General features: G+C 67.4%; 20 protein-coding genes. 8 read left to right on the top strand and 12 right to left on the bottom strand.

Annotation, left to right across the window (positions count from 1 at the left end; translation table 11 throughout):
* Positions 1 to 214: 214 nt before the first annotated feature.
* Positions 215 to 826 carry a GntR family transcriptional regulator gene (locus ACFYOY_RS12975; RefSeq protein ID WP_388586554.1) on the top strand — a complete coding sequence of 204 codons (612 nt, stop codon included), beginning with the start codon at positions 215 to 217 and terminating at the stop codon, positions 824 to 826.
* Between the two features lie 133 nt (positions 827 to 959).
* Here the strand turns inward: ACFYOY_RS12975 and ACFYOY_RS12980 are convergent, their stop codons facing one another.
* Complete coding sequence (locus ACFYOY_RS12980) at positions 960 to 1,367, bottom strand: hypothetical protein (protein WP_388586557.1); 408 nt, start codon at positions 1,365 to 1,367, stop codon at positions 960 to 962.
* Positions 1,368 to 1,509: 142 nt separating this feature from the next.
* On the opposite strand from ACFYOY_RS12980, the gene ACFYOY_RS12985 reads away from it, so the two are divergent.
* Positions 1,510 to 1,761: a GntR family transcriptional regulator gene (locus ACFYOY_RS12985; protein ID WP_388586559.1), complete on the top strand. Its 252-nt coding sequence runs from the start codon at positions 1,510 to 1,512 to the stop codon at positions 1,759 to 1,761.
* A gap of 62 nt (positions 1,762 to 1,823) precedes the next feature.
* Here the strand turns inward: ACFYOY_RS12985 and ACFYOY_RS12990 are convergent, their stop codons facing one another.
* Positions 1,824 to 2,096, bottom strand: a complete 273-nt coding sequence (locus ACFYOY_RS12990) for a hypothetical protein (RefSeq protein ID WP_388586562.1) — start codon at positions 2,094 to 2,096, stop codon at positions 1,824 to 1,826.
* A gap of 49 nt (positions 2,097 to 2,145) precedes the next feature.
* Positions 2,146 to 2,445: a hypothetical protein gene (locus ACFYOY_RS12995; RefSeq protein ID WP_388586565.1), complete on the bottom strand. Its 300-nt coding sequence runs from the start codon at positions 2,443 to 2,445 to the stop codon at positions 2,146 to 2,148.
* Positions 2,446 to 2,554: 109 nt separating this feature from the next.
* Here ACFYOY_RS12995 and ACFYOY_RS13000 point away from each other — a divergent pair, with 109 nt between their 5' ends.
* The 3 genes from ACFYOY_RS13000 to ACFYOY_RS13010 are packed head-to-tail and all read left to right on the top strand — an operon-like array spanning position 2,555 to position 3,270.
* Entirely contained in the window at positions 2,555 to 2,836 is a 282-nt protein-coding gene (locus ACFYOY_RS13000) for a sigma-70 family RNA polymerase sigma factor (protein ID WP_388586568.1), read from the top strand.
* Positions 2,837 to 2,865: 29 nt separating this feature from the next.
* The gene (locus ACFYOY_RS13005) at positions 2,866 to 3,045 is read left to right on the top strand and encodes a hypothetical protein (RefSeq protein WP_388586571.1); all 180 of its coding nucleotides are present in this window, start codon (positions 2,866 to 2,868) and stop codon (positions 3,043 to 3,045) included.
* 9 nt (positions 3,046 to 3,054) lie between these two features.
* Positions 3,055 to 3,270 (top strand): hypothetical protein, encoded by a 216-nt coding sequence (locus tag ACFYOY_RS13010; RefSeq protein ID WP_388586574.1) that lies wholly within the window; start codon positions 3,055 to 3,057, stop codon positions 3,268 to 3,270.
* A 1-nt stretch (position 3,271) separates the two neighbouring features.
* Here ACFYOY_RS13010 and ACFYOY_RS13015 read toward each other — a convergent pair whose 3' ends face one another.
* The 5 genes from ACFYOY_RS13015 to ACFYOY_RS13035 form a co-directional block, all read right to left on the bottom strand.
* Positions 3,272 to 3,769 carry a hypothetical protein gene (locus ACFYOY_RS13015; RefSeq protein WP_388586576.1) on the bottom strand — a complete coding sequence of 166 codons (498 nt, stop codon included), beginning with the start codon at positions 3,767 to 3,769 and terminating at the stop codon, positions 3,272 to 3,274.
* A gap of 134 nt (positions 3,770 to 3,903) precedes the next feature.
* The gene (locus tag ACFYOY_RS13020) at positions 3,904 to 4,176 is read right to left on the bottom strand and encodes a hypothetical protein (protein WP_388586579.1); all 273 of its coding nucleotides are present in this window, start codon (positions 4,174 to 4,176) and stop codon (positions 3,904 to 3,906) included.
* Between the two features lie 78 nt (positions 4,177 to 4,254).
* On the bottom strand, positions 4,255 to 4,779 hold the full coding sequence (locus ACFYOY_RS13025) for a hypothetical protein (RefSeq protein ID WP_388586582.1): 525 nt from the start codon (positions 4,777 to 4,779) through the stop codon (positions 4,255 to 4,257).
* On the bottom strand, positions 4,776 to 4,964 hold the full coding sequence (locus ACFYOY_RS13030; protein ID WP_388586584.1) for a hypothetical protein: 189 nt from the start codon (positions 4,962 to 4,964) through the stop codon (positions 4,776 to 4,778). The genes ACFYOY_RS13025 and ACFYOY_RS13030 overlap by 4 nt, the downstream gene beginning before the upstream one ends.
* A complete protein-coding gene (locus ACFYOY_RS13035) occupies positions 4,961 to 5,236 on the bottom strand; it encodes a hypothetical protein (protein WP_388586586.1) in 276 nt (91 codons plus the stop codon). Before ACFYOY_RS13035 ends, ACFYOY_RS13030 begins: the two co-directional genes overlap by 4 nt.
* A gap of 119 nt (positions 5,237 to 5,355) precedes the next feature.
* Between ACFYOY_RS13035 and ACFYOY_RS13040 the strand changes: the two genes are divergently transcribed.
* A complete protein-coding gene (locus ACFYOY_RS13040; RefSeq protein WP_388586588.1) occupies positions 5,356 to 5,574 on the top strand; it encodes a hypothetical protein in 219 nt (72 codons plus the stop codon).
* On the opposite strand, the gene ACFYOY_RS13045 is transcribed toward ACFYOY_RS13040, so the two are convergent.
* Positions 5,571 to 6,041 carry a DUF6233 domain-containing protein gene (locus tag ACFYOY_RS13045; RefSeq protein ID WP_388586591.1) on the bottom strand — a complete coding sequence of 157 codons (471 nt, stop codon included), beginning with the start codon at positions 6,039 to 6,041 and terminating at the stop codon, positions 5,571 to 5,573. The genes ACFYOY_RS13040 and ACFYOY_RS13045 overlap by 4 nt on opposite strands.
* A 76-nt stretch (positions 6,042 to 6,117) precedes the next feature.
* Between ACFYOY_RS13045 and ACFYOY_RS13050 the strand changes: the two genes are divergently transcribed.
* The gene (locus ACFYOY_RS13050) at positions 6,118 to 6,894 is read left to right on the top strand and encodes a Ku protein (protein WP_388586594.1); all 777 of its coding nucleotides are present in this window, start codon (positions 6,118 to 6,120) and stop codon (positions 6,892 to 6,894) included.
* 65 nt (positions 6,895 to 6,959) lie between these two features.
* A complete protein-coding gene (locus ACFYOY_RS13055) occupies positions 6,960 to 7,166 on the top strand; it encodes a hypothetical protein (protein WP_388586597.1) in 207 nt (68 codons plus the stop codon).
* Between the two features lie 150 nt (positions 7,167 to 7,316).
* Here the strand turns inward: ACFYOY_RS13055 and ACFYOY_RS13060 are convergent, their stop codons facing one another.
* The 3 genes from ACFYOY_RS13060 to ACFYOY_RS13070 are packed head-to-tail and all read right to left on the bottom strand — an operon-like array spanning position 7,317 to position 8,873.
* Positions 7,317 to 7,880 carry a hypothetical protein gene (locus ACFYOY_RS13060; protein WP_388586600.1) on the bottom strand — a complete coding sequence of 188 codons (564 nt, stop codon included), beginning with the start codon at positions 7,878 to 7,880 and terminating at the stop codon, positions 7,317 to 7,319.
* On the bottom strand, positions 7,873 to 8,343 hold the full coding sequence (locus ACFYOY_RS13065; RefSeq protein ID WP_388586603.1) for an endonuclease domain-containing protein: 471 nt from the start codon (positions 8,341 to 8,343) through the stop codon (positions 7,873 to 7,875). The genes ACFYOY_RS13060 and ACFYOY_RS13065 overlap by 8 nt, the downstream gene beginning before the upstream one ends.
* The gene (locus ACFYOY_RS13070) at positions 8,340 to 8,873 is read right to left on the bottom strand and encodes an endonuclease domain-containing protein (protein WP_388586606.1); all 534 of its coding nucleotides are present in this window, start codon (positions 8,871 to 8,873) and stop codon (positions 8,340 to 8,342) included. Before ACFYOY_RS13070 ends, ACFYOY_RS13065 begins: the two co-directional genes overlap by 4 nt.
* Between the last annotated feature and the right edge of the window lie 120 nt (positions 8,874 to 8,993).

The following is an 8,993-nucleotide window of genomic DNA, read 5'->3' on the forward strand; positions in this document are numbered from 1 at the left end:
CCAGTTCGCCGGGCGGTTGTCGCGGTCGATAGACATTCACCCATCCGCGTGAACGCATGTGCGATTTTCGGGCCATGACCCGCACCCTGCGCTGACCCGCAGAGAGTGACGCAGGGTTTCATCCCACCACTTGACGCTATCTTCCGGCCGGAAGATTTTCGACCCCTCTCTAGCGTGACATCTTCAAGATCGTCCGCTGTTGGGGGCCTGCTAAATGGCTGGTGCGCCGTATCAGCGGCTCGCCGCCCACCTCCGACAGCTCATCGAGACGGGCGAGTGGCCGCCCGGATACCGCATCCCCTCGCACGCCCAACTCCAGCAGCAGCACGGCGTCGGCCGTGGCGTCGTCGAGTACGCCGTTCAGCAGCTCCGCCGCGAGGGGCTCATTGAGGGAGTCCGCCGCGGTCGCCCCTACGTGGCCTACCCTCCGGCCGTGCGTACCCTCGTCTCCCCGGACGTCGACTGGCCCGCCCACCGGGACGCGAAGCACGTCGAGAGCCGGCCGCTGGCGGGCGGCGACTTGGCTTTGCGGCTTGGCGTGGCACCCGGCACGCGCCTGTCCTGCCTCGCGGTGGAGATGGTTGACGGCAGTGGCGTCACTGTAGGCCTGTGTACGACGTGGCGGCGGGGTCGGCGCCGGGGGCACGTTTCGTATCGGTGCGAGGTCTCGCCGCATCAGGCCACCGTCGCGGAGGCCGAGTTGACCGGGCTGGCCGCTGGCGCGGTGGCGTTTCTCCTTCAGCGGGTGCGGTATGCGGCGGATGGCCGCCCCGTGGAGGCATGCGACCTCGTCCTCCCTGCGGATCGTTGGCGGCTGCGCGTGTAGCCCTGCGCAGGACAGACGGAAGCGTTAACGGGGTTCACTCCCGCGTCGGGCACACAGTCAACTCTGACTGGAGCGGCCAGGGAAGGGCTCACACACGGGTAAATGCACGCCCCACGGAACTATCACTCGGTGTTCAATCGCTGGCCAAAGGATTTGCCCGACAGGCAGGAGAACACGCCCAAAGCTGCAGGCCATCGGTGCTGCCGAGGAACTGGCTGGTGTAGAGCTCAAGCCCGCAGAGGGCGCAGGCGTAGCCGGCGCACTGATCGGCGGTGAGCCGGTCGAGGTCCGGTAGCTCGAGGAGTTCGGCCCACACGTAGCCGTCTCGGTTGATGCCGCAGTGGTTGGTGGTGGCGAGGGCGTAGTACAGCATGCGGCATTCGGCGTTGGTGAGCTTGGCCGGCAGGTCGACCTCGATACGAGTCCGCCAGCCATCCCCGCTGACCCGCGGGGTGTTCCCGGTGAGTGCGGCCAGCCGGGCGGCGAGGGATTCAGCCTTGGGGCTGCTGCTGGGGCGTGGTCCGGTCGTAGGCTCCGTCATGTCTGCCTGCTTTCTCCAGGTGGTCCATGCCCCCGGGCCGGTCGCACGGTCGCGGGGGTGCAGATTCTGCCACCTAGCATGCCGTAGCACGCTTGGCATGCCCTATCTCGCCTGATCGGGTATGCCATGCCACGTTGGCGGTGTGATCGACTTTGAGCCCGATGTTCCCCGCTGGCGGCAGGTTGCCGACGTGCTGCGGCAGCGCATCGCTGACGGCACCTACCCGCCTCGGACCCGCGTGCCGTCGGTGCTGGCGCTTCAGCAGGAGTTCGGGATCGCGACGGCGACGGGCCAGAAGGTACATCGGGCGCTGCGCGAGGAGGGGTTGATCTACACGGAGCCGGGGCTTGGGTCGTTCGTCTCACCGTCGGCCGGGCCGGGCGACGCGCGGTAGCCTGACACGGCGGCGCCCCGGCTGCTTCCTTCAGCCGGGGCACCGTGCTGCGTGGGCTGCCGTCAATCCATGGGCTCCCAATTGCCCGTGAACCTGTCGAGCCGAGTCCAGGACCCATCCTCGTGGCGGGTGGCCACGGCGTCGTGATTGCCGTTCCTGCTCCCGTCGTTCCAGACGGCCACGCCGCCAGGAACGTCCAGCTCGTCGAGGAAGGCGCGGGCCTCGCGGAACGTCGTGGACTTCTGCTTGCGGCCAGCGAACCGGCGGCCGTCACGGGTCACGGTCTCGGTTGCGTAGTAGACCCTCTTGGCGTTGCGCGGGATGCGGGTTGTCATTGGTCCTCGTCTCTTTCGTGGGGTCGAATCGCAGGGCGGGGCTGGGCGGCTAGGACAGGTACGGCAGGGGGCTGACGAAGTCGCTACCCGGGGTGGAGTCGGCGGTCAGCCACTCGTCGAATCGGTCGCGCTGCATCTCGTTGGGGAACAAGTCCTCCCACGCGGTCGTCACGCGGTCCATGCGAGCTTCCAGCTCGTCGAGGAGCCAGCCGCGGAGGATCGTCACCTTGCGCTCGGCGGGCTGGCCGTTGGTGAGCATCCAGGTCTCGGCGAGCCGCGCGTCCGACAGGCGGCCGATGGAGGCGCGAGCGATCTGCTCGGACTGGATAGCGCGCTCCTGAACGTTCATAACGTCTCCCTGCTCTCGTTCCGACAACTCCAATTTAGTGGGTACCCATCAAGCGAGTCAAGTGGGTACCCACTAGATTCCTTTGACGGGTACCCACTAACCTGGCCGCATGGATAAGCCGCCCTCACCGTTCGACCAGCTCGCCGACCTAGTCGCTGGCGACGACAGCATCGACCACGCCGTCGCCCTCACGCAGGCCCTCGCCGCGATCCCGGACCTTCAGAAGTGGCTACGTGAGCGTCGCCAGCACATCGTGCGGACGCTCCACGAGCAGGACGGGATGAGCTATACCGAGATGGCGCCCCACCTTGGCGTCAAGCCCGAACGTGTCAGCGGCATCGCGCGAGGCCACAGCCGCTCGCCCCGGAAGAAGTCCGTCGACGGGGACTGATGTCCGACCCTGCCCGTAGTCTTGTTCGCATGCCTGAGACCTGTTTGCCCTCGGATGTCGCGCCTGCTGCTGCGGCGAATGAGGCGATCCGGCGGTTCATGCGGCAGCGGTGGGGGCGCCCGCTGTGGCCGGAGGAGCGGGTGGAGTACTGGCGGCTGCTGGAGGCGTGGGCAGCGGCCCAGCGCGGGGATGTCACCGCTGCGGCTTAAGATCCGGCCGTGAGTGATATCGACAGACTCGTGGACCTGCAGAAAGCCTCCGATGCCGAGCACGCCAAGCTCCAGGGCCTGGACGGCGAGGAGCACCGGCAGCAGTGGGAGCGGTGGCGTAAGGCTGCTGAGACCGTGCAGGCTGCGATCACCGAAGCGGCGGGCGGCGGGAACCGGTACGAGCTTGAGGCGAAGGTGAAGAAGGCCGCCCGGCACCCCGAGTGAGCTACTGTCCCCGGTACTCGTACCGCCAAGCCCCGTCTTCCGAGCGGCTACAGAAGCCCCAGTCGTCGGTGATCGGCCCATAGTTGGCGATGGGGACGCCCCGGTACGGTTCGTTGAGACTGTCCAGCAGGGTCGACAGAGGCTCCTGGACAGGGAGGCGAATGAGCGGCGGAGGTCGCTCCCCCTTCCATGTCATGCGGGTGCCGTCCTCTGGGCCGCCGACGAACTCGACCTCGCATTCGGTGGCCGGGGGGAGGGTGACATCGTCCTGCGGGTCTTCCACCTCGACAGGCAGGCTGGCCACGTAGCTGTCCGACAGGGTGACGCCCGCTTCCCGGTGTGCGAAATCTTGCAGCTCACGGCGAGCTCGGGCACGGAAGAGGTCGCGCAGTTGTTCGTCGGCTTCGTCCCAGATTTCGCGGGCGATCGGTAGGCGGACGAACGCTTCGTCATCGCCCACGGTGCCCGCGCAACGCAGATGGATTAGCGGCTGCTCCATACCGTCGCCCCTCCTCATGCCTCCGCCCCGCCGTAGCGGCGGGGCGGTTCGCATCCGAGTAGCCGCGCAGCCCACGCAGTAAATCGGATAGATGAGACCAAGGGTACGCGGGGGTGCCGACAACGCCGGGAGCGTCAGGCGTTGAGCAGCTCCTCGTGCGAGACGCGGAAGCGATGCCCACAGGGCTTGAAGTCGACGAGCACCCCATCGCCATCCCGATCCCACACTGGCGACTCCACCCAGGATGTGATGTTCTCGGCGACCCGACCGCACTCAGGGCAGCCGGGAAGCGGCGGGTAGTCAGGCTGCTGGAGCACATCCCGGATAATGATCTCCCCCCGGCGCTCCATGGCCCGTCGCATGTCAGCGAGCCAGCCTGCCGTCATCGGGATGCGGTCGTCGCCCACGGCTCCTCCTGATGCAAGTGGCCCCCGCCGACGGGGGATGCGGCGGGGGCCGATTCCAGTGTGGCACGGGCGGAGCGGCTAGGGATCGATCAGGACGTCCGTGCCACACCACAAGTCGGTGCAGACGCCGCCGTCCGGGAGATCATCAGCCGTGACTGGCGTGAGCTCAAGGCTCAAGCTCGGGTCCGGCGCGTGCTGACGGCAGCGCAGGATGCGGCCGTCCGCCGACCGGTAGGCGACGACACCGGGCTCGTGCGGGTAGGGCTGCTCGTCCTCGGCGCGGCGCCCCCAGAAGGTACGCCCCGCTCGATGGTCGCCGGGGTGCCCGATCGGACGGCGGCAGCGGAATATTCCTGCATCTACGGACAGGCAGCGGTTGGGCTCCAGGAAGTGCTTGCTGGTGCCGAGGACGGTGAGCGGCTTGCCGGGCTCGGTGGTCGGCGGACCGCTGAGTCGGTGGCAGGCGCACAGCCAGGCGCCAGTGCCGTGGGGGATCGTGCAGTCGACCGGGGCGGGGGCGGTGCATCCACATCCGGCGTCGCGGCGGAAGGTTTCCCAGGCGCGAGGGTCGTACACGGGGTCGACGTCGGGGCTGACTGTCACGGCCTCTCCTTCTCCTCCGGCACGTTGCAGTGCCCGCACGCTTCGCTGCACGGCTCCAGGTGGCGGCCGAGCGTCACCTTGGAGACGGCCTTGGCGACCTTCGCCCCCTTCTGTCCGCCGATCTTGACGCCTGCCTTGTGCAGGGCGACGGCGACGGTGTCGAGCTTCGGCTTGCGTCCGCTCATCGGGTCCTCCTCGGTTCGATCTGCTTGTAGGTGGCCGCACACACGGCATCCCGGCGGCAGTTCATGGCCGCCATCCAGTTGCCGGTCGGCGCATACATCCCGTTGATCACCCAACCGCCCACCGTCATGTTGGAGTGGCGCTGGTCTCCGGTGTTGTCGACGACCCTGGTGCCGTACTCGCCCCCTTCCAGGCTCACCGTCTCGACAGTGAGGTCCCGGCCGGGCACGTTGACCCTGTCTTCGCGGAGCATCTCGATCACGGTGTCGTTCATGAATCCCTCCTCTGGTGGAGTAGATGGCCAACCTTCGTCAAGCAGCTTGGCCAAGTTGATTGACATTGTCAATACGCTGGGCCTAGTCACTTGGCCAAACACATGGGACGATGCTCGGCATGGACACCGCCGGACTCGAACTCGCAGCTCAGCGCTACCGCGACGCCCAGCAAGCGCTCGAAGCGGCCCGCGCAGACCTTCAAGCCAAGGTCATCTCAGAACTGCGCAGCACCGACGAACGCGGAGCGCAAGCCCAAGCAGCACGCATCACCGGGTGGTCACGTGAACAGATCCGACTCCTCATGAAGGCAGCCGAGGAAGAGCCACCCCCGAGCTAGCGGCGCAAGGCCCGATCGGGTCGGCACACATCGCACACGGCGATGACCCTGTTGGCGAGCCGTTCCATGGCATCCTCGGTGGTGATGCGCTCGTGCTCGCCCTTGACCTGCCAGCAGTCGCGGCGGTGCAGGCGTCGGGAGGGGGCGTCCTCCGTGTATTGGTGGAGTTTCTCGAGCACCCACTGGCGCCCCGTGATCGCCCCGTCGACTGGCACGCCGCTGTAGTCCTCGCCAGCGATCGGGGTGATCTTCCCGCTGGGCACGCTGATCGGGGTGGGCGCCCCGGTGACCTGAGTGCGGCCATCGCCATGCTGGTAGCGGGCCGGGAGGATCGCCTCGCACTCCGCCCACCAGGCGCCGTCCGGGGTACGGGTCCACTGAGTGAGGACGACGTCCAGCTCCTGGTCATCCGGCAGCTGGGCGCGGGCCCACGGCCCGGCCTTCGACCGCCACTCCTCCACACTCACCGTTCGATTCTAGTTCGAATACCCGGATGGGTGCCGACCAGGGGCCACCCAGGCCCGGGCGTCCTACCGTCGAGCCATGCGGGCCATCTGGAGCGGAACCATCAGCTTCGGGCTCGTCGCCCTGCCCTGCCAGCTCTTTGCCGCCACCGAAGAGCACGGCCCCGGCCTCCATACCGTGCACGCCACCTGCGGAGGACGCATCCGCCACCGGCGGGTCTGCGAGCTCGAGAACATCGAAGTCCAGCAAGCCGACATCGCCCGAGCCTGGGAAGCCCCCGACGGACGGCAGATCATCCTTCGCGACACCGACCTCGAAGCCCTGCCGCTCCCCACCAAACACGTCATCGAGGTCTTGGGGTTCGTCAGCGTCGACGAGGTGGACCCCATCCTCTACTCCCGGCCCTACTGGATCGGGGCCTCCGGGGCCGGAGCCCAGCGCCCCTACGCGCTCCTCGTCGAAGCCCTCTCCCGCTCCGGCCGGCTCGCCATCTGCAAGGTGGCCATCCGCAGCCGGGAACGCCTCGCCGCCCTCCGGCCGCGGCACGGCATGCTCCTCCTCCAGACCCTCCTGTGGCCGGAGGAAGTGCGCGACCCCGGCGACCTCTCCTCCCCCGCACCGTTGACCGACCGCGAGCTGGCCATGGCCGAGGTACTCATAGACGCGCTCGCCGGAGTCGACATCGACCAGCTGCATGACGAATACACCGCCGCCCTCAACAGCCTCGTCGATGCGAAAGCAGGCCATGGCGAGCTCACCGTGACACCCGAGCCGGCGCCCGCCGTCGACCTCATGGCCGCCCTCGAGGAGTCCGTGCGGGCCGCCAAGCGTGCCCGCGGCGATAACGAGAGCTGACAGCGCGACGCCCACCGAGGGGAACCCGGGGCAACACTCGCGCACATCCGTGCTCTCCTGGGCTCATGGACAGACCGAAGAAGCGATACCACCTCTCACAAGCCCGGCGCCTCGGCAACCGCCCCTGCCCCCACTGCGGGCAGCTCGGCCAGATCAGGTACGAGAAGCCGACAGGACTCGGTGACGAGTTCAACCCGGAGATCCCTGTCGGCTGGGACTGCAACAACATCCAGTGCTCGGGGCCCGGCTACTTCTGGATCGAGAACGAGTAGGCACCGACAGCACAACGCCCCCTGCCGAAGCAGGGGGCGAAGGCGGTGCGGCCACCGCAGCGGCTGCAAAGACCCGGCGAGGTGCACTCGGGGGCCAGGGCCACCGCACGCCGGGTTGATCACAGACCTACACCGGGCAAGGGCCCCAGGTCAGCCCGCAGCCCCAGTGTCGCACGCCGGTGCGCCACTGTCGGGCCTCTTGATGCGCTTCACGGAGACTCGTCCCGGTTGGCCCAGCTCCGGATCGCCATCCACACCGAAGTACCTGATGTCCCAGGCGAGCATCCGGGTGTGCATCTGGTCCAGCTCGGCCGCCAACTCTGGCAGCTCGTAGCTTTCCGCGGACTCGACCTGGAGGCGGCCCTTCGCGGGCTTCGCTCGGTTTGCCTTCACACCCCGCCACAGATGGGTCTCATCGTCGAATGTCCAGCAGCAGTGCACGAACAGGTTCCGTCGCTCCAGCACACGCTCGCACGACTCCAGGTCCGCAAGCAGACTCTCGCGGGCCGGCGGAGGTATGGGCGACGCCTCGCTTTGCAGCCCCCTCTTGCATGCCTTGATGTGCTCGCTGACCGGATCGGCCGCCCATTTGACGCCGTAGGCGCAGTCCCCCAGCAGGTTCGCGGCTAGCCCGTGCAGGATGTACTCCAGGTTCGCGGAGGATCGCACCACCATGCCGACTCCCAGCGTGAACCGCTCATCCTCGTCATCCATCGGCTTTTCCCTCTTCTTCGGGCTGGAGCCTCGCGGCGAGGGCGCTGTGACGCTCCAGGTATGCGATGCCCTGTCTCAGCCGTTCGATCGAGTCCTTAGCGTTGCCGAGCAGCAAGTTGCAGTGATGGCAGAGCAGGTCGCGTAGCTGGCCCGTCGCGTGGTCATGGTCAACATGCATGCGGCGGTCAGTGTCTGGTACCTCCTGGCAGATCCCACACTTGCCCTCCTGTTCGGCGGCCTTCGCCTTGTACTGCTCCAGCGTGATGCCGTACAGCCGCCGCAGGCTCAGGTCGAAAACCCGGTCCTTGCCGTTGGTGGCCGCGTATCGAGCCCGGTCACGCTTCCGCATGCATCCCTTGCAGTGCACCCGCCTGCCGCCCTGGTGACGGTAGAAGTCGTCGGCTGGCTTCACCTCGTGGCAACTGCGGCACGCCCGCGGCTCCTCGACTACATGATGCGTCACAGCCCGATGTCCTCCGATGCGGCGTCGATCCACTTGTGGGCCCACCGCTCCTCCTCTGTCATCGGCGTCTGCGGCTGGGCGTAGTCCTTGAGGAACGGGTCCCAGTACCGGATGCGCAGCCCCAGCAGCCTTGTGGGATGCCGCTGTCGGTACTTGCCGAACAGGGTGTCACTGCTTCCGTAGACGCCTTCTTGTATGTTGCATCCGCGACACAACCAGCCGCGCACCAAGCCGGTCACGTGGTCGTGGTCTTCCACAAGCTCGCGGCAATGGCCGCAGATGGCGCACCGGCCGTCCTGCCAGCGCCCGAGTATGGCGCCTGCACGGGATTCCGGGTCGCGCATGATCCGGGCGATCATCTCTTCAGGCAGCCGGTCTTCGGTGTTGTCGTCTTGCGGGTAGGTCCAGTTCTCCAGATCGTCCGGGACCGGCCAGCGCCAGCAGATCGGATCGGCGTACAAGTACGCCAGCCACGCTTCTTCGTCTGCTCGCTTGCGAACCTCGGTGGCTTCTTTGAAGGGCTGGCTCATGTGCCTCCAGCAGCCGTCGGCGTACCTGGGCTCGAAGCCCTCCACCCAGGAATGGAGGCCCCGGATGCATGACGTCCCCTTCTTCGTGGGCTTGCCACAGCGGTAGTCCCTGATGCGTGT

This window comes from Streptomyces sp. NPDC007875, from assembly GCF_042868035.1.
Lineage (GTDB): Bacteria > Actinomycetota > Actinomycetes > Streptomycetales > Streptomycetaceae > Streptomyces > Streptomyces antimycoticus.

Coding starts and splice junctions, on each gene's coding strand:
- ACFYOY_RS12975 (WP_388586554.1), top strand. CDS start 215: ATGGCTGGTGCGCCGTATCAGCGGCTCGCCGCCCACCTCCGACAGCTC.
- ACFYOY_RS12980 (WP_388586557.1), bottom strand. CDS start 1,367: ATGACGGAGCCTACGACCGGACCACGCCCCAGCAGCAGCCCCAAGGCT.
- ACFYOY_RS12990 (WP_388586562.1), bottom strand. CDS start 2,096: ATGACAACCCGCATCCCGCGCAACGCCAAGAGGGTCTACTACGCAACC.
- ACFYOY_RS12995 (WP_388586565.1), bottom strand. CDS start 2,445: ATGAACGTTCAGGAGCGCGCTATCCAGTCCGAGCAGATCGCTCGCGCC.
- ACFYOY_RS13000 (WP_388586568.1), top strand. CDS start 2,555: ATGGATAAGCCGCCCTCACCGTTCGACCAGCTCGCCGACCTAGTCGCT.
- ACFYOY_RS13005 (WP_388586571.1), top strand. CDS start 2,866: ATGCCTGAGACCTGTTTGCCCTCGGATGTCGCGCCTGCTGCTGCGGCG.
- ACFYOY_RS13015 (WP_388586576.1), bottom strand. CDS start 3,769: ATGGAGCAGCCGCTAATCCATCTGCGTTGCGCGGGCACCGTGGGCGAT.
- ACFYOY_RS13030 (WP_388586584.1), bottom strand. CDS start 4,964: ATGAGCGGACGCAAGCCGAAGCTCGACACCGTCGCCGTCGCCCTGCAC.
- ACFYOY_RS13035 (WP_388586586.1), bottom strand. CDS start 5,236: ATGAACGACACCGTGATCGAGATGCTCCGCGAAGACAGGGTCAACGTG.
- ACFYOY_RS13040 (WP_388586588.1), top strand. CDS start 5,356: ATGGACACCGCCGGACTCGAACTCGCAGCTCAGCGCTACCGCGACGCC.
- ACFYOY_RS13050 (WP_388586594.1), top strand. CDS start 6,118: ATGCGGGCCATCTGGAGCGGAACCATCAGCTTCGGGCTCGTCGCCCTG.
- ACFYOY_RS13055 (WP_388586597.1), top strand. CDS start 6,960: ATGGACAGACCGAAGAAGCGATACCACCTCTCACAAGCCCGGCGCCTC.
- ACFYOY_RS13060 (WP_388586600.1), bottom strand. CDS start 7,880: ATGGATGACGAGGATGAGCGGTTCACGCTGGGAGTCGGCATGGTGGTG.
- ACFYOY_RS13070 (WP_388586606.1), bottom strand. CDS start 8,873: ATGAGCCAGCCCTTCAAAGAAGCCACCGAGGTTCGCAAGCGAGCAGAC.